The organism is Bacillus sp. AFS059628 (assembly GCF_002571225.1).
Lineage (GTDB): Bacteria > Bacillota > Bacilli > Bacillales > Bacillaceae_G > Bacillus_A.
Map to the genome: position 1 here is coordinate 70008 of NZ_NVEC01000023.1, position 22895 is coordinate 92902.

Sequence of the window (22895 nt, forward strand, 5' to 3'; positions counted from 1 at the left end):
GGGGATATTCAGATTGTAACTATGCCTGATGGAGTGGAATATCGAGGTGACGATAATGACGTAAATAAGGCATTGAGTGAGCGACTCGGATTTCCAGTAACCTTAGTGCAAGAAGAATCAATATCGTATTTTGACGAGGGACCGATATGTATCATTACGACATCATTGGACGCATGTTGAGTCAGCAAATAGGCCCTGGTCGCTTTAGAGCCAATCTCTTAATTGATACAGAATCAACCGGATTAATAGAGGATAACTGAGTAGGTAAGCAAATCAAGGTTGGAACAACAGTAATCCTAAGAGTTATGGCCCCACATTAAAGGTGTGTAATGGTTAATAATTCTCAAAAGGAACTACAACAGGAACTACAACAGGATAATGGATTACTACGAACTTTAGTTAAAAATCATGGTGCAACGTTTGGTGTTTGGGCTACAGTTGAACGTAACGGTAAGGTAAATGCGGGAGATAAAGTATTCTTAAAATAGTCAATCTTCTATTTAACCAGCTAATAGAAGCTCAGGTGGTATTCCGTTGTTGAATAAAACTTTATTTTACCCCCATCCAAAACAGGACGGGGGTATACATTTTGGAAACATTTAACTTTTAACAACTTATTATAACCTTGCTTGACATTTCCTTATTGCGGATGGTGTCAGCTTCGCTGGTACTCCCCCATCTTGGCTGAACCCCTAAAAATGTTACAGTCCCTAATCCGATTCCAAAACAAATAACTTTGCTGTACCATAGTTCAGGTTTTATCAAATTGTGCAGTAAAAAAGCCACATATCAATACCAATACCTGTTATAAATGCTGTTAACACCTCCACAACTTCTGGTTTTTGTTTCAGTCTTACCAAAAGTGCATCAAAAGGTGAAGTTCCAAGGTCTGATTGTTTAGTGAAAGAAATACCAAGGGTTAATATTAAAATTCCTAATACATAAAAAATATAATTCATTTTAGTCAACCTCTTATTGTTTTTTGTTGCATTTGCAATAAAAAAAGTGTTATATTAAATGTAACCCTAAATTATTGCATTTGCAATAAAAAACGCAATAAGGAGTTAATTATGAAGGGAATTCTTCGTGAAATTGGAATGATAGCAAGAGCATTAGATTCTATAAGTAATATAGAATTTAAGGAATATGACCTTACAAAAGGACAGTATTTGTACCTTGTACGAATATGTGAAAACCCAGGAATCATTCAAGAAAAGTTATCTGAGATGATAAAAGTAGATCGAACAACAACAGCTCGTGCTATCAAAAAACTTGAAATGAATGGATTTATTGAAAAGAAAGAAGATGAACATAACAAAAAAATTAAAAGGCTCTTTCCAACAGAGAAAGGGAGAAATGTTTATCCCTTTATAAAAAGAGAAAATGAATATTCAAATACTGTTGCATTAGAGAATTTTTCCGAAAAAGAAGTAGAAACCGTTTTCAATCTTCTTCAAAGAGTAAGAAAAAATATAGAAAAAGACTGGGAATTCGTAAAAAAGGGAAACAAGAGAGATTATTGATTATATAAAGGAGAGGAGTATTTAAATGACTACAAATATAAAAAATTGTACCCTTGAAGACTTACACAAACTTCAAGCGATTAGTTATTAAACATACAATGAGACACTTAAGCATCAGAATTCACCTAAAAATATGAATGCTTATTTAGAAAAGGCATTTAACTTAAAACAATTAGAAAGAGAATTATCCAATATTTCTTCGCAATTCTTTTTTGTTTAGTAATGAAATAGAGGGTTAAAAATTATAAATGAGTACCACAGTAACTTTATAATTTCGCATGATATAGTTGGGATCACGTCACCAAAAGTAAAATAGTGGTTTGGCGGTTAAATTGTCTTGGGCGGAATATGCAACATTTGATCTAAGTTTATTTCATTAGGAGATGTTTTATATGACCTGGAAAATAAAAAAATTCGATGAACTAACAAATATTGAACAATACAACATTTTAAGGGAGCGCACATCGGTATTTGTAGTTGAGCAAAATTGCGCTTATGAAGAAATAGATGGGAAAGACCTTAATTCTTACCATGTTTTTAAAGAAGAGAAAGAAAGGATTATTACATATTTAAGAATTGTTCCTGCTGGTATTGCTTATGAGGAAATTTCGTTTGGTAGAGTTTTAGTAAAAAAAGAGCATAGAGGACAAGGAATTGCTAAAGAGCTCGTAAACGTAGCATTAGATTTTATTCAGAATGAGTTAAAAGAAGACACTATTAAGATTCAAGCTCAAGAATATTTGCATGAATTTTACAGTTCCTTTGGGTTTAAATCTGTATCTGAAACGTATTTAGAAGATAATATTCCTCATATTGATATGATTTTAAAAATCTAATCTATAAAATTACTGACAAAAAGAAAACATACTATGTAAGAACTTGATACCCACTCTTTCCGGGCTTACGACGGCGTGAAGAAAGAGTGGCTTCTTTAAAATCAAAATATAATTGGAAAGGAGTAGAAAAATGAAAAATCCTTTTAAAAAATTAGAAGGATTAATTAACTAACCTTTGTTCAAATTCGCTTAGCGTACGAAATTTGCGTTTTGTTGGTGATACCCCATGCCCATCAAGCTAAGAAAAACAATTACCCCCAAAACGAAAATTTTAGAACTTCTTTATTGGATAAAGCTTAAATTTTTTATTTTGGGGGATATATCGATTGTTAGCTTGACGGCTATGTTTGAAAATATGAAATATCCTAACCGTTAAACTAGCTGTAACAAAATACTGTATCAAAAATAATTCGTAACATTATTAGTAAAACATCTTTTTACTACATCGAAATCTGATAATGTAAATAAAATACAGCCTATGACCCAAAATTACATGTATCCCGGCTGACCCCCTTTTTCGTTTGAAGAAAAGAGTATGTTATCCAGAAGAAGTGAAGCGGAAAGTGTCATATAATGTTTCACCAAATATACGTAAGAACCGTTTTTGTATTGCAAAAACACTTATTTAAAAAATATAATCTTTTCTCATTAATATGAGCAATTCTTAATTAAGTTCATGAATTCTTAGTTTGCTTTTCTACAAAGGATGAGTTTCGTTTCATCCTTTGATGTATCATATTAAATAAAATTGAAGTCAAAACACCTATTGCTAAAAATATAAACCAAGACCATGGAATATCATTATATTTATTTAACCAAGCTCCAAGATAGTTTCCTAAGGAGCCACCAATAGCCCAACAGGCTTGAAACATTCCAAAAAACAACCCTGCAGGTTTATTAGCACTAAATTGCGCCACTGTCATTTCAGCTCCTGGTAGAGCCAGTGTTTCTCCTAATGTATAAAGAAAAACACAAAATAACATCCAATAAATAGATGGAATAAGAGGGATTATTCCTATTGCTATTCCCATAATCAAGACACCTATTTTAACCATAATCATAGGATCTTGATTAATAAACACCTTTCTTAAAAAGAACATTAACAGTAATCCTGTAACCCCATTTATTATGAAAAGGGAACTTACTAATTGGGTGTTTCCAGATAAATCGTATGCTTTAATTGGAAATGAGATATTTAATTGAGCAAACATAATCCAAAATAAAGACAGTACACATATAAATGAAACAAACAATTTATTTGAAATAGCAGTTTTTAAACTTAATAATACTTTTTGATTATCTTTAATAGTTCTAGGGTATTTACTACGATATATAAAAAGAATAAAACTTAAAACTAGCATAGTAATACCTGCAATAGTAAATGGATATACTGGATTAAACTGAATCAATAATGCCCCAACTAATGGACCTATAATTACTCCTGTATTAAGCATCTGATTAAAGTAAGTGAATATTTTTTTTCGAACTGTCTCTTTTTGCGATGTAAAAAAGGCAGTAACTGAAGGATCAAATAACGCTCCTCCAAATCCGAAAAAAAGTGCTGCAATGATTACAGACCAGAAACTGTCAGCAAAAACAAATGCTCCAAACCCTAATGCTCTTACCATCACTCCTCCAATCACATTTACTGTATGACTTACACGATCACCTATAAAGCCCGTAAATACTGGTAGTCCACGATGCGCAATGAGTATTGTAGTTAAAATAGTCCCCACTTCCCAAGAAGAAAAATGAAGATTATTTGTTAAATGTAGTGCTAAAAAAGGCATAATCATAAAACTTCCTGTATTCATAAGTAACACAGCTAAAAGCAACATTTTGATGGGAACAGGAATTTTTTCATTAATCATTTTTTGTTCCCCCTCTGTATCTCTTCTATATTTACTTCAACATTTAGTTCCATTGAATAGTCTCCTATATATTTTATATGCAGTTATTTTTCTTTATTAATAGTTGGATACTTCAATCACAAAAAAATGCACATTTTACTAATAATTAATTTCCATAACTTCCTACTTGAAAACTATGGTATACATTACAATTTTCATAAAGTGGTCATGATGAGTTTCATTTTTGATTGATATACTTTCTATCAAGTGAACAATGTCATAATACAAACTATCACCACCTTTAATACTTAAGTTCGCCTCTGTTAACTGTTATTAGTTTTTAATGGTTAACATTTTCTTTTATTATGTTACCAATAGTTGTATAATATAGTCAATACTGAATATTTGGAGGTGAACGAAGGTGATTAATAATCAAATAGCACCAGGGAATTTAGAAATTATACGTAGTTTCTTAAATACTTGGGACATTCCAAATGAAACACGTAAGCCTAGAGAACATTTAAATTCTAAAGAAGATATAAAAAACTTTATATCAGAGAATTTTAATGATATTAAATTTTTCGGTGAGTTAGAGGATGTCCTTCAATTTCGAAAAGATATTCGCATTTCATTAGAAACAAATAATGTTGATAAATTAACAAAGTGGTTAACAAGTTACCCTATAAATGTATCCATTTTAGATATTGATAATATTCAATATAATGCTATTAAAAAACATAACTTTTTTAGTGAAGTTTTGATTATAATTGTTAAAAACATCTCCTCAAATCAGTGGAAACGTCTTAAAGCATGTCCAGATTGTAAATGGGTTTTTTATGATAACTCTAGAAATGGGAGTAAGCGTTGGTGTGGGATGTATGCATCCGAACCAAAAGGAAGGTCATGTGGTACCATAGCAAAAGTACAACGATATCGAAAAAAAAATAAGAGTAGTTCAAAAGTATAAGAATATATAGGGGTACCGCCTCATCGCTATCAATTTAATATTTTGCACTACCTATAAAGCGAAAAAGGCATTATCCTTTCTGTAGAATTATAGGAAAGGATGGCGTTTCTTTATGAATCTTTCAATTCTTGACGAACTTCAACCGATTGCGGAAGAATTACAACGACATATGTCTCCTCATACTCTAGAACACCTAGCCAAAGAAAAAGGATTCGTTCAGCGAAAGAGTAAATATCAAGCACAGGAGTTAATTGCTTTATGTGTATGGCTTAGTCAACAGGTTGCAAGTACATCACTCACACAATTATGTAGCTGTCTTGAAGTATCTACAGGTGTTCTTATCAGTCCTGAAGGACTTAACCAACGATTTAATGCCTCCGCAGTACAGTTTCTTGAACAAGTGCTAGCTAAACTTCTAATTCAAAGAATTCATTCAACAAAAGAAATAATTCATCAATATACCACGACCTTTAAGCACATTCGGATTCTAGATTCTACAACATTCCAGCTTCCAGATAAGTTTTCTCCACATTATCAAGGTTCAGGTGGAAGTAGCCATACGGCAGGAGTTAAAATTCAATTGGAGTATGACCTGTTGAGTGGAAAGTTTCTGCACGTTTATGTAGGGGAAGGAAGAGAAAATGATAAAACATTTGGTTCAACAAGCCTACAAACTATTCGACCAAAAGATTTGTACATAAGAGATTTAGGCTATTTCGACTTACATGACTTACAGAAAATCCATGATAAAGAAGCTTACTATATCTCACGTTTGAAATTAAATTCTCGAATCTATCGTAAGAATGATAAGCCAGAGTATTTTCGAAATGGGATTGTAAAGAAAGGATCACTCTATATTCAGTTAGATATGGAAGAACTCATGAATCAATTGTCTCCTGGTCAAACAATGGAGGTTTCAGAGGCATGCATTGGACAGTATCAAAAATTGCCAGCTCGTGTTATTATTCATCGATTAACAAAGGAACAAACAGAGAAAAGGTTGAAGGAACAAGCCAAAAAAGAAAAGAAGAAAGGTATTACCTACAAAGAGCGGAGTAAGCGGTTGAGTGGGATCAATATGTATATTACGAATCTTCCTGCAGAAAATGTTCCAACGGAACATATCCATGACTTGTATTCATTACGCTGGCAAATTAAAATTTTGTTCAAAACATGGAAATCTTTCTTTCAAATTGACAAGTGCAAAGAAATTAAGAAAGAACGCTTAGAATGCCATTTATATGGACAGCTCATTAGTATTTTACTCTGTTCATCGACGATGTTTAAAATGCGTCAGTTACTCTTGGATAAGAAAAAGAAAGAGTTAAGTGAATACAAATCCATCTATATGATAAAGAATTATTATCTATTGTTTTATGAGGGACTACAGAAGGGCAGCCATGAATTATTAAAAGTTTTACTGCGTTTGTTTTACCTTTTAGAGAAAAACGGAAGAAAATCTCACCGGTACGAACAGAAAACCGTCTTTGATATCTTAGGTGTTGTCTATGATTATATGTTGTCAAAAAGTTTCAAAGCTGCATAATATTTTTAAAATGCCTAGTTAATAGGTTTATTTGTTAATAGAGCAAGAGGGTAAACTGAGTTTAGACGATTAAACGTATACTATAAATTATACAAATAGAACAAGGAGGTAAAGTAATGACTAAAAAGCAAAAGGTTATAATTGTTGGTGCAGGGATTGTTGGTGCATCTATTGCTTATAATCTATCAAAGGAACATCAGGATGTCACTTTAGTTGAGAGCCATTCAAAAGCAGGATGTGGTGTAACATCAACTTCCTTTGCTTGGATTAATCCTTCAGGGCGTGTTCCAGATAACTTTCAACATTTGTATGACGGGTCATTAGCAGAATATCATGTATTAGAAAAAGAGATCCCAGAATTAAAGGTAGATTGGAACGGCTCCCTTTCATGGGGAAACCTTGTAAACATCCATAAATCTTATATAGAAAAAATAACTCGCCAGCAAGTATGGGACTTAGAACCTCATTTAAAAGAATATCCAAAGGAAGCTCTATATGCTTTTAAAGAAGGTGCGGTAGATCCTAATATTCTAACGAATCTTTTAGTAAAGAAAGCGCAAGAAAATGGGGTGAATATATTGTTTGACACAAAAGTAACACAAATTAAAAAGGAGAACACAAAAGTAGTTGGCATCCATACTTCAAAAGGCTTTATAGAATCAGATGTCATTGTATTGGCAACTGGTACAGCTATACCTGAGCTTTGTAAGCCTCTTAGTATTGATGTTCCTATTGAGTCATCACCTTCTATTATTATTCGTATGAAATCTCCAAAAAAGCTTATTCACACATTAATTTCTAATTCAAGATTTGAGGCAAGACAACTATCTGATACTACTATAATTGCTGCTGAAGATTATTTGGATGACCATGGAGAAAACGGACCAGAAGAGGTTGGAAGAAGAGCTTTTGATACCCTTCGAAATGATTTGAAAAAAGGAGAATATCTTGAGCTAGATAGTATTCAAGTAGGAAAGCGACCAATGCCTAAAGACGGCTACCCTATTGTTGGTTTTCATGATCAAATAAAAGGACTTTATTTAGCAGTTATGCATTCCGCAATCACGTTATCTCCTGTTATTAGTCGATTGGTTGCGAAGGAAATCGTAGATAATGTGCAGTTAGAAGAACTAGAAGGTTGTAGACTATCTCGATTTTACCCAGTAAATGAATAATGCTTTAATGTTTTTGTAAGGCTGGTTAGTCATCCACGACCTTTCTTGACTACTGATCCACGATTTCCATGGCGGAAATCGAGATCCTTACGGGTATAGACGAGACGAAGCTAGATAGTAAAGAGAAACTGAACAAGTTAATGGAGAGCTATCGTGTCGAGGTGGTACACAATAAGGCTCACTTACTAGGGGTCACCATACATGCCCATCAATCTAACGAAATTAGATACCTCCAAAACGGAAAAAATGAGCTGAACTCTCATGGACAATTGTGGAAAGATAAAATTTTTGTTTTGGGGTACTTTAAAAAATTAGCTTGATGGGCATGTGGTGATACACCATCGCTATCAAGCTAAGCTCATATAACGTCAATTATAGTAGATTCTAAAGGCTACGTGTAGGGGATTTAAAGATTTGCATACGAAATAAACCATAACGGGTTTCATTTTTTGAATTAAGTGTAGCTTTGGAATAAAGATTGATTAAAAAATATCCCTCAATCCTTATCTAATAGCAACTTCAAAAACTCCATTTTGAAAAAAGATTGATCAAAATGGATTCTTTCCTTGTGAAGTATTGTTCAATTTTTATAAAAATGTTTGATTTTTTTCTTCTGTTGATCTTCAACAAACATGCGCTCTTCAATAGAATAAAAGTCTAAATTCTATAGAGATGCTTATTAAGATAAGGTACTAACCCTTTTAAAGTTAGTACCACATCCTTTTCTATCCCTACAAGAGCTTTTAAGTTTTTCGACATTTTCGCAATAGCGCTATGTTCGGGCAAAACCCTAAAGCGCAAGCTGTATCAATACTCCCAGTATTAGATATTTCACTACAATTAACAATGTGATGTTAACGGGAACATAAAGTTACCCTTCAGCAACGACTCTTTCGTTAAGACGAATAAAGCATCATCATCATTTGGCATAATGGTTGCTGTCATACCCTCTATTGAAAAACCAGGTGTGAAATTAAATATCACTTTTTTCGTTGTTTCTTTCACAATGCTTGCTAATACAGCTTCAACATCTGGTTCATTTAACAAAATGATATCGAATATATGCAGAGTATCTTCTTCTTCCTCCATTAGCACAATCGTTTCTAAATCTTCCACATAGAAAATGGCTTCATAAAATACTAATGTGAAATAAAACATTAATAAACTTTCATTATTCTCAACATCTAAAATCATTGAGTTTACATGGCGATTTTTCGCAAACTTTTCAATTAATGCAAGATCATTTTCAATTGTAAGCTGTTTTACTTTCGCATCTATACTCCTTTGAATTGAACTTTTTGCTAGGTCTAAGCTAAATTCGCTTTCATGAAGACGTGTAAAGCCAAACTTCGGATAAAAATCCAATACTGTATCATTCGCAAAAAGATACATGAAATCATAGGTATTTTCGTATTCTTTCATAATATGCTGCATTAATTGCTTAGCTAAACCCTTATTGCGATAATTTTCATCAGTCATTACTGTACCAATTTGAATTCCTTTATACATTTTACCATCAATAATTATTGACATTTTATTAACTGAAGCATTTGAGATAACCTTACCTTCATCAACAAATGAATACGGTATATATTTGTCATTCCAATACCCTCTGTTGTACCAGCCTCGAAAATCTAATTCAAATGTTTTCATTGCTAAGGCATTAAAACTCTCCTTCAAACTTTCATTATTTCGATAATCACTTACTAATTCATATTTTTCCATCTAAATTCCCTCCAATTTTTGTTTCAATCGCTTTGGTATATTACATGTATTTATGGGAATTATCACCTCCTAAAAACAGAAAAAGACTTTATGAGAATAATAAACTCATAAAGTCTTTTTATACGCAAAAAATAAAATTAGCCAAACTAAAGCTAATGCTTGCCTTTAGTTTGATTACATAAATTTATTTATATACTTATACGGATTAGACATTATATCGCTTCTCTTAATTATCGCAAAAGGGCATCATAAATAAACCTATAATAAAATTATAGAACAACCCTTCTATTAAATTCATTGGAATTTAATTTGCGATAATAAGTTTTAGCATAAAAGTCTAATCTCCCTTCTGTTTTTAAGAATAAAGTTATAATACCACCTATTTAGATTTTTTTCTACCTTTTTATTTCATGAATTTTTTTATTAGTATCAATACTCCACCGGGTTGGTTAAAAAATAACAAAGGGGTAAAGTTTTACAACTTTGTTATAAACGTCGCGACTTTATTTCAAAGTCACATCAAGCGGCTTAAATCAAAAAAATGAAACCCAATAGGGTTTATTTCTTATGCAAATCTTTAAATTCCCTACACGTAGTCTTTAGAAAAAAGAAACAACCTCTACTATAATTGACGTTGGATGAGCTTAGCTTGATAGCGATGTGGAGCTACCCCTAAAAGGGCATAGATATATATACTCTTACTATTTATCAAAAGTACGAAACATAAAAAAAAGACACTATACAGTGTCTTTTTTTTGATACAGCTCTAAAGATAATGTAGTGATTAATCAAAGATTGTTGGATGCTTCTTGGTTAATTTTAGTATAATATTATTTTTAGTGTTTATATATTAAATTTTACATGCATTAAGATATGTATTTCAATTGATACTTTTTGTTTTATGAACAAAAAGGCTATTGAAAAGGACCTGATATGATTATAAAACTTTTTTCAAATGGAAGTAGATACACAATTACGGCTCTTCCTTTTAGTTTATCCTTCACTCTTTTTTAAGCTTACTTAAGATATGTTCTGCCAATTCACTACTATTAAACCCTTTTTTTCTTTTATTTCATTCAGCTCACCAATAAAATATTTTGTGGAATTAGACTGAAAGAGTAGCAACAGAGAAACTGCCTGATCTAATAATTTTGTTTTAGCTATACCAGTATCCATACTAAGACTTACTAATTTTTCATTCAAATCATTGGCTAATGTTGTAGATACTTCTGTTCTATTCACTACCTTATACTGCTTCTTCTTAGTCATATTGAACATCCTTTTACTTATTCATAGATATATAATAGCATTATTATTGAATTTCTAGCAATTTAGTTAAACAACAATAAACTTCATGAAGTTTATTGTTGTTTAACTTTTATCATCATTATATAATCAATATATTAAGCTGTTTATTGTGTGTGAACTACAACCAAACAAGGAGGCACACTAATATGCAAACACTAGCAATATAAAAGGATTAGTCCCTTTGGCTTCACTATTATTTCTAATCAACCTGAAAAGGGAGAGTATAAAAAACAACCAATTGGTCCTATTTAAAGGGAGATTAATTATACATGTTAGAGACTCTTGAAATGAGAAAAAAGCAACACGAAATAAAAATACATAAGTACAAAAATATCCAAAAATACTATAATCCATTTTTGTTTGCAATCTCGATTATTTATTTTCTCTATCTCATGATTATTGATCATTCTCTTTCATCACATTTATTACTTTCTTTTATTATGGGGTTTACTCTTTGGAGCATAGGCCTAGCTATACATCTAAAACTCTTATGTGAGAAAAAGGGAAAACGAAAAATCATGAATATAGAAACAATAAATGGAATGAAAAAAAATATATATATGAGCCCAGGTAGAAAAGAACGTTATATCAAAGATTATAACGCGTCCAAAAGTGAGCTTGAAAAAATAACGACTTACGCTAAATTCATGTTAGAGGCTAAAGAAAGAGAAAATGAGATAAAAGACGACAAAGGAATTTAGAGATATAATTGTAGTATTGCATACAGATGATACCGGAAAAATATCATTAAATCCGCTTGTTAATATGTGATTATTAACTAGAAAAATAAAAGGTGGTATAAACATGAAATCAACAGGTGGTACAAGAAAAATAGATGAATTAGGGCGAATTGTTCTTCCGAAAGAGTTAAGAACAACGTTAGGAATAGCAGAAAAAGATCCTGTAGAAATATTTGTAGAAAATGAAAAAATCATTATACAAAATACAAATCTTACGATGCTTGTGTAATAACTGGTGATATTTCAGAAAGAAATATATCATTAGCAAATGATCAAATCGTTCTTAGTCCTGAAGGCGCTGAACTTTTAATTAAGGAAATTAAGCAGCATTTAGTTAAATAAAAATATTCTCCTTAGTACATTACAAAGAAAAAGACATCTATATAGATGTCTTTTTCTTTGACTTAAACCAACATGATTCTACTAAAACTACTTTTACAATGGTGAATATATCAGCAAGATTTCATATCACATTCATTTTAGCACAAAACATATCATATTCTATATATAATAATATAAATTCAAGAAAAATACATAATTTTCGCTTACAAAACGAACGTACTTTCGTAAAACGACTTGATTATTTAAGTTGAGTAGGAATATAATAAGAACAATTGTTCCGGAACATTAGGATAATGTATTGTATGGCTAATCATTTTTTCAAAACAATACAAAATCAAGTGTTAATATGAGATATGCAGACAAGAGTAGAAATGGGTCTCTGACATTATAAAGATGGGATTATACTACATAAGATTGATAGCATTAAATAAGACATTAGTTGTTATTGATGTATTTAGTTTTATCAATCCATTGTACGTAAATTGTAACGTAGAGTGTAGTATTCACAAATATTAAAAAAAGGTATGGCTGGATGATCCAAACACATACCTTTTCATCGATTTCAAACTTAATTTTTCTACCTTATGATAGAAAATTCGTTATTTAAGCACGACAAATATCATTTGCTAAAATGCTTTTTAATAAAATATGTATAATCGATAAGAACATCTAGCGCTTCTTGTTGTTTTTCAGCAGGTAGATCTTCTGCTAGTGCTACTTTAATGGATTCTAATTTACTTTCTAGAGGATTATTTCTTCCAAACAATTCATCTATGGAGATATTGTGCAGCTCTGCAATTCGCATTATTGAATCTGCATCAGGATTAGCTTTCCCATATTCCCAATTTGCATAAGTAGTGCGAGCAATATTTAGGCGATATGATATATCGGATTGGGTATATCCTTGTTTTTTTCTCAATTCAGCAAGTCGCTTGCTTAGATGGGACATATCACCTTTTCCTTTCTGAATTATAACGTTAGTTTAAAACAGAAAGGATAAATTGTGTCCCGATAACTAATAATAAGTCATAATTTAAAGTAACATGTAATAATTAGTTAAAACGTTATGATGAAAGAGCAATATTTAGCATTCTATGAGCAAAAAAATAGGAAGAAACTGAAATGTTGAATCGAGTTTCTTCCTATTATATATACTTACTAAAATAATGAATTTCCGATATCTATTGTGGCCAAGTTTTGGCGTCTTGTACGTTCTCTTAAATAACGTTCCGTCGTCATAATAGACTCATGTCCTAAATAGTCCCGTATTTTCTTAAGTTCGACTCCTTTTCCCATCAAATGATTGGCGAAGAAGTGTCTACAAGTATGGGGAGTTATTCTATCTTTTCGATAACGCAGAAATGGTAAGTTAGTTTCTTCAATTTTTTCTGCTACATATTTTGATAAGTAGTCTGCCCTATAATGAGTACCGTCTGCTTTAGGTAGAAAGGCAGATGAACTAGAGGCATCTAATTCACTTATCTGTTTTCGTAATTGACGAAGACGACAGAGATCGTTAAGTACATCTTCAAAGATACGAACTTCTCTCGTTTTATTTCCTTTTCCGACTACACGTAAGAGATAAACATTTAAAGAAGGGTGGAATACAAGGTCAGCCCACTTTGCATTTGCGACTTCTTCAATCCGGAGTCCAGTAGTTGTAAGGAGAAAAAACAAGGAATACATAAAGAAATTTGTTTTCTTCAGTGTATCTAGAATCTCATTCACTTCTTCTGGAAAGAGATCACGATTGACTAGCTCTTCTTTTTTACAGATACTTTTTTGAGACGACTACTAAAGTTGTCCGAGAGTCCATTGTTATCATACACATATTTCAAAAACTGCTGCACCACAGTTTTCTTTCGACGTAATGTGGTGGCCGCATACTTCTTACTTAGTTGATAGAAGTAGATTTCCATCTCATTATGGGATAACTCCTTAATGGTTCCGATTGTTTCTTTTATATAAAGAAGAAAATGAGAAAGATCATGCAGATAAAGTTTTTTTGTTCGCTCACTTCTTTTTTTCGTTAAAGAAGGCTCATCGTGTAAGAATAAATAAACTAATGATTCTTCGCTCAATTGAGAATAGTCAATATTTCGAATACCCATACCCATAATTTTTTCGAAATGACGCTATCAAAAAAATCCGATTTGGATTTTACAAGTTGATTATTACATTGGTAATTTATAATATTCAAATTTACACACACTCTTTAATAGAATGAAAAGATACACATGAATTTTTTATAAAATTTTATGATTCTTATTATACCACAATAAACGCATTATTTATTGTGGTATAAAATGAAATGTTTAAATATATATTTTCATCATATTATTTAACGTTTCTGTTTAGATAATGTGTAATGGAAATGTTTAATTGATTTTTTTTGTACATTTCAATCCAAGTGCGGTAGGAGGAGATTTTTTTTGACTAGTCTTCGTCTGAAAATTTTACAAGAAATCCATAATTTAGAAGATACCCATTGTTCAATTTGCCCTCTGAACAACCTATCAGTGAATTGTACAGATGAGCAAGAACAGGCAAAACAGAGAAACTACAAACATTGTAAAGGTTGTCCCATTTTTGATTCCATCCGAGAGAAAGGAGAGCAATTGAATTCTTTATCGAAAAAGAGTACATTTAATAAGGTACGAGAACGTTATATGGAGAATCCATTTAAGTATCTGCAGTATAAGGAGTACTCAATTACAGATGTAGTAAAAGAAACAGGTTTAACAAAGTATCAACTAAGAAAATTTAAACAACAGCTAGAATGAAAGTTTCGGACGAGGTGAGAAATGGACTATTTATCTTTAGAAGAGGTATGTGATAGGGTAGGTTTAACAAAAAATCAATTAGGCTATTTAATTAAATATAAACAGATCGAACCTATCAATCTGGCTACCTGGAAAGCAGATGGCGGATATCGCTTTGAGCAAGAAGATGTAAAAAAGTTAGAGGAATTATACAAAGACTCTTTAACATTAAAAGAAGCAGCAGAATTTCTAAATAAGTCTAAGACTTACGTTCATAATGCCGCTAAAGACGGGATATTACCCTTTAAAGAGATTGCTAAAGGGAAATCTACTGAACGATTGTATTTAAAAAAGGATTTGGAAGTTTTCAAAGAAAAAATAGAAAACAGAGCAAAAGAGGAATCGAAAGAAAAAAAGCAGCATTTAAGTCTCTATCTTGATGAAAAGGTAGTAGAAGCAATCAAGAAAAAAGCTGCAAAGAAAGGGTATAATGGCTACAAGAAGTTTGCTGAAGACATTTTATCTGCAGAAGTAAAAGAAGACATAGAAGAATAGAAATACCAGAGAGAATAGATCCCTAAAAAACGAAAAAACGTTATAAGGGGTCTATTTTTGTTTTTAAGGAGCTTTTTAATTATCGAATATCATTGCATTACCTACATAACCAATGCTCTTTACAAACGAATTTGAAGGACCTTTTTTTGAGTGTGTCCCAAAAAAATTCTCTTAAAATACAAAAAAAGTAACATATATACAATATATGGATAATAGTGGAGGGAACAATAAAAAATTTAAGACGATTTTATTCAAGGTAAAAAAAGCACTCGAATTGAGTGCTTTTTTTATCATTTATCTGGTACATAACATGTGTTGTTATCCATATAGCATTTTTCTATCTTTGTTTTAGTATTCCCTTTTTTATCTCTGTAAAAAATTTTAACTGTCCCCTTAGCGCCATTATAATCAAATTCATATGCATTAGGGTATTTGTCTCTAACCCATATTAAACCTGAACCAGCACTTGCCGGCATTGCAGAAATAAGTAATGCAGATGTTAAACTTAGCGCCCCAACTATCTTTTTAATTTTTGACTTTGACATAAATAATCCCCCTTATTATTTTATTAACTTATTAGAATAATGTAACTAATAGGTTAATAAAATGGTAACATATACCACAGGTGTTTAAAATCAATAAAACTTGATAAATAAATATTATAAAATTCAAAAAACAATTACTGTTTCTAATTAAATTTAAGGGGAAGTGTAAATACCTTCAAGTAAACATATTTTAATTATAGTAAACTAGATTATTCGAAAAAGAATGTATCACTGTGGATTCTCTATTTAAATGAATAGGAATATGATAAAATAGAAGTATAACTGTATATCGTGTGAAGGTGGGCTTGTTATTATCCCTTCTTTCCATTTGGAAGGAAAGGGGGTGATATAACATGGAGTTTTTGTTTGAACTTTTAAAAGAAATTGCAAAAGCAGTTGTGCGTGAGGTTTCAGCATACGCACTGAAAAAGCAATTCGAAAAAAAAGACAACAAAAAACCCGCGCTTCACCGACCAAAGTACAAGCGTGGGTCTAAAAGAAAAAGATAATGCATAATAACAGCCACCTTGACAGTAGCAGTTATGAGACGGGATGTTGACAGCATCTCGTCTTTTTTTAGTTTATGCAATTCAGTTAAGTACTATACTTTATATATACTGAATATGCATTCAATATATAACTAATCTAAAGTAAACATACCATATTTTTATTTTTTGGTCAACGTTCGGAAATATGAGGGACTAATGTTGTTTTGGAATAAAGTTTGATCATTTTCTACCGATGATCTTAAACAATCGCGCCCGTTTGCGATATTTTAAATTGTTACCCCTTTGCCCTTTTTGGCCAAATAAAATTGCTTATGGCAATCACAAAATCAATACCTAACACAAGTGTCCATAATTTTAGAAACCCAACCAACACTTCTGTCCGGGAAAAATCGTTAATTAAATAGATTAAGACGAGTAAAATGCCAGCACCTATTAGAAAGGCAAGCACATGTTGTCCCCAACTTTTAAAGTAGTGTTTCGCATAATCGATGCCAAATCTTTTAACTGGTTTCATTCCTTGTTTCATCACATAATATTGAAAGCGTATATCAGCCCATTCAATCATACTTCTACCGTATGCAATAGAGATTCCAATATACACAGCAGCAATTGCATGCACTTTGGTAGCAGTCGCACCACGATACAAGTCTACACCCGTAGCAACCAATAAAATTAAATCAATGACAGGTGTCAATGCTAGGAAAAACAATCCTAATTTATTTCTTTTAAGGATATATCGTGTGAATAGACCTAAAGTAATAACAACCCAAAACCCTATTTCACATACAACGATTAACCACGCAATTACATTCACCCCAGCACCCCTTTGTACGACGCACGCACTTACTTGTTTCCCCTTAATAGTTCAACAAAATGGCCTGTTCGTATAACCTTATATTACTTTTACCATAGGAACCCCTTCAGATAAAGCATATCCAAAGGTGCAAAAAGGTGCAACTTTTTTCAAACCCACAACTAAATTAAGAGGTTTATACTGTAATTCATAATGTAAATGATATAAAAATAAAAGTAGTTTTATAGTGAAGGGTTTGCTTGTTTTGAAAACAAGCAAACCCACTTGATAGATAGTCTTATATATATTTTACAGCAATGGTTTTATCTATATCTTTGTGCAAATTGCTCGGTATAAGAATCGACTAATTTTGTACGTCCAGAGTCAGAATAAACTTTAATGTTGTATTTAATATAAACATTGTATGCATCTTGATCCTGCCATTTTTGTACAGTCCACCAATAGTTTTTACTTTTAGGAAGAGAGAGTCCGCCTATTACATACCCAGCTACACCAGAAGCAAACGTATTTCCGATTTTCGCTATAACCCCAGCACCTAAACCTGCTATAGCTGCGTTAACCATAAAACGATATGAGGCATTATAAAATACATTGTTTCCATAAGTTGTCGTTACATATTTCCAGTTGAATGTACCAGCTGTTGGGTGAACATATTGAATTTGATCCGAATCTTTAGGTGTTATTGGATTAAATGGAGCTTGTCCATTTAGGAATAAAGAGTCTAAATCTTGTTGAGGTAATGAACTAATATCAATTGCTCTATTTTCTTTTGATACATCCTGGTTGTAAGAAACTGCAGGTGAATTTCCTTCCTTGTTCTCTGCTGCTTGCGTTGTTGAACTAAATACAAACCCTGAGCTTAGTAATAAAACCAATGAACTTCCTGCTAATAATGTTTTTTTCATAATAATCCCCTTTCATTTGTATAAGAAATTTAATACAATATATTATACAGTCATTCTCTGAAAAGTAATTATTTTCTAAAAATAGGAGGTAGGAGTCAATATGTTTAGTAAGATTACTTCAAAAAATGAACGTATTTACGTAATTATTGTAGTTGCACTGTCTATAGGGTTGTTTAGCATATCTCGTACAGTTTGGTGGTTGTATGGAATGGCGTTTTTATTATTTTTATCCGCTTTTATATTTAGAGACAGACCTACAAAAAAGGAAGTAATGATAAATCTTGTTGGCTTTGTAGCATTATGTTTCATTTTCTGGATAGGAGAATACATCATAAAATTGTAAAATAATAACAATAATTCTTATTAAATACGATTATAACAAATTGTTAGATAAATGGAATATTTTACTAACAATTTTAATATAATGCTAGTTAGGAAAAATCGATTATTTAAGGGGTTTATGCCATTTTTTTATTTAAAAATCTTGAAATAATTAAGATTCCTTGGCAGTAATGAAAGAAATAAGTCTATGAAAAAATATAAAATAAAACATATTTATAACAGAAACAACCCAAATTTCTCATTAGGAATTTGGGTTGTTTTTATAATGGGACATCCTTTTAATTTTAGGAACGGATATTTTCAAATGATAACCATTAATGAAATGATGATATGTTATAATTTTCATAATATATATGCAAAGAAGGGATGGAATGAGCACACAAATTAAGGTAACACCGGAACAATTAGAACAAGCTGCTAAAACCGTAAGAAATACGAGATCATCATTAGAATATATACATAAAGATTTATACTCTCACACTGAATATATAGCTTCTCAGTGGAGTGGAGCAAGCAGTGATCGTTTTTATCAGATGTTTAATGAAGCAAAGCCAATGATGTTTAACATCTTGCAAGAATTAGATAAAATCGCAGTAGAATTAGAACGTGCAGCTGTTAAATTCCGAGAAGCGGATGAATTGTATGGCGGAAATTTAGTTGACTCTGATATTCAAGAAGGAGCCATGTGTGGAAAACTCCCTACAAAATCAGAAGAGTCATTTTTCAATAAAAAAGATTTAAATGCTGCGTGGACTGGTATTTCTAATGGGTTTGTAGATGGTGCAGTGGATGCATGGGAAGGACTGATATCCTTAGGTGATAAAGAAACCTGGCTTAATATGCGAGATGCAATTGTAAACTATAGGGAGACTATTCCTGCTGCATGGAACACTGTATCAGATACATTTATGAATAAATTTTGGAATGGGGATCTGGAAAGTAGAGAGCATTATGTAGCTTATGGTATAGCGACGTTAGGACTCGGACTTCTGGGGGATAAGGGTCTTAGTAAAGCAGGACAAGTTGGGAAGGTAGCTGCTATTACAGGTTTTACTAAAGGGAAATCACTTGTAATTAATTCTCCGGCATACAGAAATGCATTACATATATTAAATAACTATGAATTCAAAGCTGGAAATCATCTTTCATATGCGGGAGTCGGAAGTATTAAACAGTACTTGCAGAAAGCAGCTCCATATACTTATGAGGGGCCAAATGGTCCGAAAACAATAAGATTAAGATTGGGCGAGTTAGCGGGAAATAAACATCCAGTTACAGGCATCCCGTATGATTTAGATGGTTTCCCTATTTTTAAACCCCTTTCTGAAGTTAAATTAAAAGAAGCTGATTTTAAAAAATCTAGACCAACACATGATAGAATATGTAGTAAAGCATTATACGAACAAATAATGAAAGATCCTAAGTTAGCTGCAAAATTCACAGAAGATGAAATAGAGTTATTTAAGCTAGGCGAGGTACCAGAAAATTATACATGGCATCATCATCAAGAAGCAGGACGAATGCAACTTGTTGATTACGAAACACATAGGAAAACAGGTCACACTGGCGGATATAAAATTTGGGGAAAAGACAGCGATAAGTAAGGAGGAGTATATATGAGCAACGTTACTTGGATTGGAGTAAATAAAAAAGAAATTACCGATGAAAACATTCAGAAAGTAGAACAATATTTCAATATTAAATTCCCTATTGATTTTGTAGAATGTGTAAAAAAATATGATAGTGGTTATCCAAGACCAAAAATATTTGATGTACCCGGACAGGATGAAAATGTATTTAGTAAGCTTTTAACTTTTGATTTAGAAAATAGAAATTCAATCATTCAAGTTTATGATGATATAAAAGATAGATTAGCAAATAAAGTATACCCCTTTGGTAAGGATTCATTTGGGAATCATCTGTGCTTTGACTACCGTAGTAATCCTGAATCACCGACAGTAGTATTTTGGGAGCATGAGGAAGAAAACATAGAGGAAGCAATACATCCTGTATGCTCAACATTTACAGAATTACTTGCTAGTCTACGTGATTTTGAAGAAGAAGAAGATTGAGGTAACAAAAAAAACGGCCTAGAATTCTAGACCGTTTTTTATGATTTACTAATTTTCCAACCATCATCCGTTTTCTCTAGTTCAATTACGATTACTTTATTAGGATTATCTTTATATACAGCATCAACAGTTACAGTAGCAATTTCATTTTTCTCTTCAACTTTTCGAATTTTATAGCTTTTAAGATCTTTGCTAACTGATTTCATTAGATCTGCATTTCCGCCTACAAAAGCAACTATTTTCTTTGCTTCAGGAGTGAATAACTCTCCAAAATCTTTTACATTTCCTTCTTTTGCATCTTCGAAATATGCTGTAGCTACTTCTTCAGGATCACGACTATTTCCACATGCTGCAAGTGCTGTAACTGATAAAGCCATTACCACTATTAACATGATCATACGCGTAAATTTGTTCTTCATTCAAACCACTCCTTGTATATAACGTAATTTTAACTCTTAAAAAGGGCTAAATCACTTGTATAAGTATATAACAATCAAAACTATAAAACTATATATATTTAGATGTAATTTTTACGATGTTATTACACTTAAAAAGAAGGGCAGCAGGGGGAATCTACCTATTTCTATAATATTGATTTCCGTTATATACATTAGTATAATAATAAAGTCAGCGTTATAGGGGTATAACAGACGACATTCATTTTTAAAATCATAAAATCGGATTCACTTATATGAAACCTAAAAGTCCTCCTAATTGAAGGAGGACTTTTAGGTTTGTTCAAATATTCAATTATACTTTCTCTATTAGAAATAAACAAACGAGTACAAATCTTTTTATGTACAATTAAACCGTTACTCTTTCAAAATAAAATACGCAATTCCACTGTTCATCTGAAATTTTTTTCAAATCTGGAATTGACCAAGCTGCAATTCCTAAAGCTGTTAATATTCCTAGTGCTACTGTCCAAGGAGTCGGAGTTTCTATAGCAGCAAGTGCCATAGCAGCGGTTTCTCCACCCACTTTACCTATATAAGACATTTCCGCCTGATCTAAGCTAATGATACTATTACGAAAACCAGTAAGGTCTTTACTATTTTTATCATTCTCAGTTACATTTTTCGCATTTCGTTCTGGTATTTGAATAACCCAAATGTTATTTGTATAAAAATAATATGCATATCCACCTAAAGTATTTGATTTAGATGAAATTAATTTTAAAGGCTGCATATATTGAACATCAGATTTCAATTTCCTCAAATTTTTTCGTCTCTCTAAATCAATTGTTTGATATGAGGTCGTATTTTCTTTAATATTTTTTACCGTGATTTCAACTTGATTAGTTTTTTTATCTAATTTAGAGGTAGAAATTAGATTATCATCTGAGGATTGTACTATACGTTCTTCTTCATTATCTTTTAATGTTTTTAATAAAATATTGTCGTTAGTTTTTGTATTATTAAATACACTGGAATTTTCACTTGATGAATCAATCTTGGCAGCTAAAGATACCGTCGGTGTCATTGTAGCTAATAGACTTAATGAAGTAATCGAAGTAAGTACTTTTTTCGTAAATTTATTCATTTAAACTCACCCATCCTTTTTATCTGACTATTATAAAATACCAGAAAAATAAAAATATGACAATATTCATTTAATTTATTTCCAAAATTGTATTTTTATAACTCTTGTAAATGGTAGTTATATAATAAACTTATTTAAAATTTAGTATTGTTTTTTATTTATTTTAATATAAATCTTCTACATCATTTCTGAATTAATTCATTACCCTATTAAGTTATATTTATCTGAAGTATGGTTACTTTTAATCTATTTGAATATTAGATACTGGCTTGGGAAGTGTTTTATTATCCCACATTTGAGCACCTTTCATAATCCAAATTCTATCTTTTACTTCATCGAAATAACCTTTTGACCAATCCTTTACATATTCTGAACTCCATATTTTATTCATTTCTTCATGACTAAGTAATTGTGTGGTAGTTAACCCTAAAGCCCTCCCTATATATCCAAAGTGCATATTGCCTAAGTCTTCACCTGTCATAGCACGATTATCAAAGATATATGTATTTTCACTACCATAAATTGATTTATAGTCCCATTCTCCGCCATCTAAATGTCGATTCACGAAAAAGCTATACGTTTTAGAAGGATATGATCCATATTTCTTATCTACTTCACACTGATATGAAATCAGTAAAGCATTTCTTTTCAATGTGTAGGAAAAAGTTGTTGTAAGATCATTAGGTGGTACTGTTCCTGCTGCAAATACAGAACTACTAAATCCGAAACAAGTAGCCATAATTAAAAGAAATAAAAAAGAAAACTTTTTATTCATAAGTAAAACCCCTTTTGGTAAATTTTGAAACATTTAAATTGTACAACTTTTAACAAAAAAAT

General features: G+C 31.6%; 24 protein-coding genes and 4 pseudogenes. 16 read left to right on the plus strand and 12 right to left on the minus strand.

Translation table 11 applies throughout. From position 1 onward, the window contains the following. Positions 1–21 precede the first annotated feature (21 nt). The gene (locus COL05_RS31260; RefSeq protein WP_218937607.1) at positions 22–180 is read left to right on the plus strand and encodes a hypothetical protein; all 159 of its coding nucleotides are present in this window, start codon (positions 22–24) and stop codon (positions 178–180) included. A gap of 149 nt (positions 181–329) precedes the next feature. Then, positions 330–488, plus strand: coding sequence for a hypothetical protein (locus COL05_RS31265; RefSeq protein ID WP_180233439.1), 159 nt, complete (start codon positions 330–332; stop codon positions 486–488). 205 nt (positions 489–693) lie between these two features. Here COL05_RS31265 and COL05_RS09415 read toward each other — a convergent pair. After that, positions 694–959, minus strand: a pseudogene (locus COL05_RS09415) (DUF6198 family protein); the annotation flags it as partial. 111 nt (positions 960–1070) lie between these two features. Between COL05_RS09415 and COL05_RS09420 the strand changes: the two are divergent. The 3 genes and pseudogenes from COL05_RS09420 to COL05_RS09430 all read left to right on the plus strand — a co-directional run bounded on the left by COL05_RS09420 (position 1071) and on the right by COL05_RS09430 (position 2359). Next, entirely contained in the window at positions 1071–1523 is a 453-nt protein-coding gene (locus tag COL05_RS09420) for a MarR family winged helix-turn-helix transcriptional regulator (protein ID WP_098668416.1), read from the plus strand. Between the two features lie 25 nt (positions 1524–1548). Then, positions 1549–1740 (plus strand): annotated as a pseudogene (locus COL05_RS09425) (GNAT family N-acetyltransferase); the annotation flags it as partial. A 175-nt stretch (positions 1741–1915) separates the two neighbouring features. After that, positions 1916–2359, plus strand: coding sequence for a GNAT family N-acetyltransferase (locus tag COL05_RS09430; protein ID WP_098668417.1), 444 nt, complete (start codon positions 1916–1918; stop codon positions 2357–2359). A gap of 674 nt (positions 2360–3033) precedes the next feature. Here COL05_RS09430 and COL05_RS09435 read toward each other — a convergent pair. Next, positions 3034–4230, minus strand: a complete 1197-nt coding sequence (locus COL05_RS09435) for an MFS transporter (protein WP_098668418.1) — start codon at positions 4228–4230, stop codon at positions 3034–3036. Positions 4231–4630: 400 nt separating this feature from the next. Here COL05_RS09435 and COL05_RS09440 point away from each other — a divergent pair, with 400 nt between their 5' ends. From COL05_RS09440 to COL05_RS09450, 3 genes are all read left to right on the plus strand, one after another. Next, the gene (locus COL05_RS09440; RefSeq protein WP_098668419.1) at positions 4631–5176 is read left to right on the plus strand and encodes a CGNR zinc finger domain-containing protein; all 546 of its coding nucleotides are present in this window, start codon (positions 4631–4633) and stop codon (positions 5174–5176) included. A gap of 112 nt (positions 5177–5288) precedes the next feature. Then, a complete protein-coding gene (locus tag COL05_RS09445; protein WP_098668420.1) occupies positions 5289–6722 on the plus strand; it encodes an IS4 family transposase in 1434 nt (477 codons plus the stop codon). 116 nt (positions 6723–6838) lie between these two features. Then, positions 6839–7897 (plus strand): NAD(P)/FAD-dependent oxidoreductase, encoded by a 1059-nt coding sequence (locus COL05_RS09450; RefSeq protein WP_098668421.1) that lies wholly within the window; start codon positions 6839–6841, stop codon positions 7895–7897. Positions 7898–8737: 840 nt separating this feature from the next. On the opposite strand, the gene COL05_RS09460 is transcribed toward COL05_RS09450, so the two are convergent. After that, entirely contained in the window at positions 8738–9622 is an 885-nt protein-coding gene (locus COL05_RS09460; protein WP_098668423.1) for a GNAT family N-acetyltransferase, read from the minus strand. A gap of 1020 nt (positions 9623–10642) precedes the next feature. Further along, the gene (locus tag COL05_RS09465) at positions 10643–10891 is read right to left on the minus strand and encodes a ribbon-helix-helix domain-containing protein (protein ID WP_257152553.1); all 249 of its coding nucleotides are present in this window, start codon (positions 10889–10891) and stop codon (positions 10643–10645) included. A gap of 308 nt (positions 10892–11199) precedes the next feature. Between COL05_RS09465 and COL05_RS09470 the strand changes: the two genes are divergently transcribed. Together COL05_RS09470 and COL05_RS09475 are read left to right on the plus strand one after the other, a co-directional pair. Beyond that, the gene (locus tag COL05_RS09470; RefSeq protein WP_098668424.1) at positions 11200–11631 is read left to right on the plus strand and encodes a hypothetical protein; all 432 of its coding nucleotides are present in this window, start codon (positions 11200–11202) and stop codon (positions 11629–11631) included. Positions 11632–11734: 103 nt separating this feature from the next. Beyond that, positions 11735–12012 (plus strand): annotated as a pseudogene (locus tag COL05_RS09475) (AbrB/MazE/SpoVT family DNA-binding domain-containing protein). Between the two features lie 619 nt (positions 12013–12631). Here the strand turns inward: COL05_RS09475 and COL05_RS09480 are convergent. Next, positions 12632–12961: a helix-turn-helix domain-containing protein gene (locus COL05_RS09480; RefSeq protein ID WP_098668425.1), complete on the minus strand. Its 330-nt coding sequence runs from the start codon at positions 12959–12961 to the stop codon at positions 12632–12634. A 209-nt stretch (positions 12962–13170) separates the two neighbouring features. Further along, positions 13171–14212: pseudogene (locus tag COL05_RS09485) on the minus strand (tyrosine-type recombinase/integrase). Positions 14213–14444: 232 nt separating this feature from the next. On the opposite strand from COL05_RS09485, the gene COL05_RS09490 reads away from it, so the two are divergent. Both COL05_RS09490 and COL05_RS09495 read left to right on the plus strand, forming a co-directional pair. Continuing rightward, the gene (locus COL05_RS09490; RefSeq protein WP_000202840.1) at positions 14445–14795 is read left to right on the plus strand and encodes a zinc-finger domain-containing protein; all 351 of its coding nucleotides are present in this window, start codon (positions 14445–14447) and stop codon (positions 14793–14795) included. Between the two features lie 21 nt (positions 14796–14816). Then, on the plus strand, positions 14817–15329 hold the full coding sequence (locus COL05_RS09495) for a helix-turn-helix domain-containing protein (RefSeq protein ID WP_098668426.1): 513 nt from the start codon (positions 14817–14819) through the stop codon (positions 15327–15329). Positions 15330–15619: 290 nt separating this feature from the next. On the opposite strand, the gene COL05_RS09500 is transcribed toward COL05_RS09495, so the two are convergent. Then, positions 15620–15874, minus strand: coding sequence for a hypothetical protein (locus COL05_RS09500; protein ID WP_000045595.1), 255 nt, complete (start codon positions 15872–15874; stop codon positions 15620–15622). A gap of 353 nt (positions 15875–16227) precedes the next feature. Here COL05_RS09500 and COL05_RS31270 point away from each other — a divergent pair, with 353 nt between their 5' ends. Further along, on the plus strand, positions 16228–16383 hold the full coding sequence (locus COL05_RS31270; protein ID WP_172793976.1) for a hypothetical protein: 156 nt from the start codon (positions 16228–16230) through the stop codon (positions 16381–16383). 274 nt (positions 16384–16657) lie between these two features. On the opposite strand, the gene COL05_RS09505 is transcribed toward COL05_RS31270, so the two are convergent. Both COL05_RS09505 and COL05_RS09510 read right to left on the minus strand, forming a co-directional pair. Further along, positions 16658–17197, minus strand: a complete 540-nt coding sequence (locus COL05_RS09505) for a hypothetical protein (RefSeq protein WP_098668427.1) — start codon at positions 17195–17197, stop codon at positions 16658–16660. A gap of 302 nt (positions 17198–17499) precedes the next feature. Beyond that, positions 17500–18102, minus strand: a complete 603-nt coding sequence (locus COL05_RS09510; RefSeq protein ID WP_098668428.1) for a hypothetical protein — start codon at positions 18100–18102, stop codon at positions 17500–17502. A gap of 100 nt (positions 18103–18202) precedes the next feature. On the opposite strand from COL05_RS09510, the gene COL05_RS09515 reads away from it, so the two are divergent. From COL05_RS09515 to COL05_RS09530, 3 genes are all read left to right on the plus strand, one after another. Then, a complete protein-coding gene (locus COL05_RS09515; protein WP_044822005.1) occupies positions 18203–18445 on the plus strand; it encodes a hypothetical protein in 243 nt (80 codons plus the stop codon). Between the two features lie 370 nt (positions 18446–18815). Beyond that, the gene (locus COL05_RS09525; RefSeq protein WP_098668430.1) at positions 18816–20048 is read left to right on the plus strand and encodes a WXG100 family type VII secretion target; all 1233 of its coding nucleotides are present in this window, start codon (positions 18816–18818) and stop codon (positions 20046–20048) included. A 12-nt stretch (positions 20049–20060) separates the two neighbouring features. Further along, on the plus strand, positions 20061–20516 hold the full coding sequence (locus COL05_RS09530) for an SMI1/KNR4 family protein (RefSeq protein ID WP_098668431.1): 456 nt from the start codon (positions 20061–20063) through the stop codon (positions 20514–20516). A 38-nt stretch (positions 20517–20554) separates the two neighbouring features. Here the strand turns inward: COL05_RS09530 and COL05_RS09535 are convergent, their stop codons facing one another. The 3 genes from COL05_RS09535 to COL05_RS09545 all read right to left on the minus strand — a co-directional run bounded on the left by COL05_RS09535 (position 20555) and on the right by COL05_RS09545 (position 22833). Continuing rightward, on the minus strand, positions 20555–20935 hold the full coding sequence (locus COL05_RS09535) for a DUF4878 domain-containing protein (protein WP_142337411.1): 381 nt from the start codon (positions 20933–20935) through the stop codon (positions 20555–20557). A 385-nt stretch (positions 20936–21320) separates the two neighbouring features. Beyond that, positions 21321–22058: a geobacillin-26 family protein gene (locus COL05_RS09540; RefSeq protein ID WP_098668432.1), complete on the minus strand. Its 738-nt coding sequence runs from the start codon at positions 22056–22058 to the stop codon at positions 21321–21323. A 241-nt stretch (positions 22059–22299) separates the two neighbouring features. Then, positions 22300–22833 (minus strand): polymorphic toxin type 44 domain-containing protein, encoded by a 534-nt coding sequence (locus COL05_RS09545; RefSeq protein ID WP_180233440.1) that lies wholly within the window; start codon positions 22831–22833, stop codon positions 22300–22302. Positions 22834–22895: the final 62 nt, after the last annotated feature.

Excerpts from the sequence above, each read along its gene's own strand:
- COL05_RS31260 (WP_218937607.1), top strand. The coding sequence starts at position 22 with ATGCCTGATGGAGTGGAATATCGAGGTGACGATAATGACGTAAATAAG.
- COL05_RS31265 (WP_180233439.1), top strand. The coding sequence starts at position 330 with ATGGTTAATAATTCTCAAAAGGAACTACAACAGGAACTACAACAGGAT.
- COL05_RS09420 (WP_098668416.1), top strand. The coding sequence starts at position 1,071 with ATGAAGGGAATTCTTCGTGAAATTGGAATGATAGCAAGAGCATTAGAT.
- COL05_RS09430 (WP_098668417.1), top strand. The coding sequence starts at position 1,916 with ATGACCTGGAAAATAAAAAAATTCGATGAACTAACAAATATTGAACAA.
- COL05_RS09435 (WP_098668418.1), bottom strand. The coding sequence starts at position 4,230 with ATGATTAATGAAAAAATTCCTGTTCCCATCAAAATGTTGCTTTTAGCT.
- COL05_RS09445 (WP_098668420.1), top strand. The coding sequence starts at position 5,289 with ATGAATCTTTCAATTCTTGACGAACTTCAACCGATTGCGGAAGAATTA.
- COL05_RS09450 (WP_098668421.1), top strand. The coding sequence starts at position 6,839 with ATGACTAAAAAGCAAAAGGTTATAATTGTTGGTGCAGGGATTGTTGGT.
- COL05_RS09460 (WP_098668423.1), bottom strand. The coding sequence starts at position 9,622 with ATGGAAAAATATGAATTAGTAAGTGATTATCGAAATAATGAAAGTTTG.
- COL05_RS09465 (WP_257152553.1), bottom strand. The coding sequence starts at position 10,891 with ATGACTAAGAAGAAGCAGTATAAGGTAGTGAATAGAACAGAAGTATCT.
- COL05_RS09470 (WP_098668424.1), top strand. The coding sequence starts at position 11,200 with ATGTTAGAGACTCTTGAAATGAGAAAAAAGCAACACGAAATAAAAATA.
- COL05_RS09480 (WP_098668425.1), bottom strand. The coding sequence starts at position 12,961 with ATGTCCCATCTAAGCAAGCGACTTGCTGAATTGAGAAAAAAACAAGGA.
- COL05_RS09495 (WP_098668426.1), top strand. The coding sequence starts at position 14,817 with ATGGACTATTTATCTTTAGAAGAGGTATGTGATAGGGTAGGTTTAACA.
- COL05_RS09500 (WP_000045595.1), bottom strand. The coding sequence starts at position 15,874 with ATGTCAAAGTCAAAAATTAAAAAGATAGTTGGGGCGCTAAGTTTAACA.
- COL05_RS31270 (WP_172793976.1), top strand. The coding sequence starts at position 16,228 with ATGGAGTTTTTGTTTGAACTTTTAAAAGAAATTGCAAAAGCAGTTGTG.
- COL05_RS09510 (WP_098668428.1), bottom strand. The coding sequence starts at position 18,102 with ATGAAAAAAACATTATTAGCAGGAAGTTCATTGGTTTTATTACTAAGC.
- COL05_RS09515 (WP_044822005.1), top strand. The coding sequence starts at position 18,203 with ATGTTTAGTAAGATTACTTCAAAAAATGAACGTATTTACGTAATTATT.
- COL05_RS09525 (WP_098668430.1), top strand. The coding sequence starts at position 18,816 with ATGAGCACACAAATTAAGGTAACACCGGAACAATTAGAACAAGCTGCT.
- COL05_RS09530 (WP_098668431.1), top strand. The coding sequence starts at position 20,061 with ATGAGCAACGTTACTTGGATTGGAGTAAATAAAAAAGAAATTACCGAT.
- COL05_RS09535 (WP_142337411.1), bottom strand. The coding sequence starts at position 20,935 with ATGAAGAACAAATTTACGCGTATGATCATGTTAATAGTGGTAATGGCT.
- COL05_RS09540 (WP_098668432.1), bottom strand. The coding sequence starts at position 22,058 with ATGAATAAATTTACGAAAAAAGTACTTACTTCGATTACTTCATTAAGT.
- COL05_RS09545 (WP_180233440.1), bottom strand. The coding sequence starts at position 22,833 with ATGAATAAAAAGTTTTCTTTTTTATTTCTTTTAATTATGGCTACTTGT.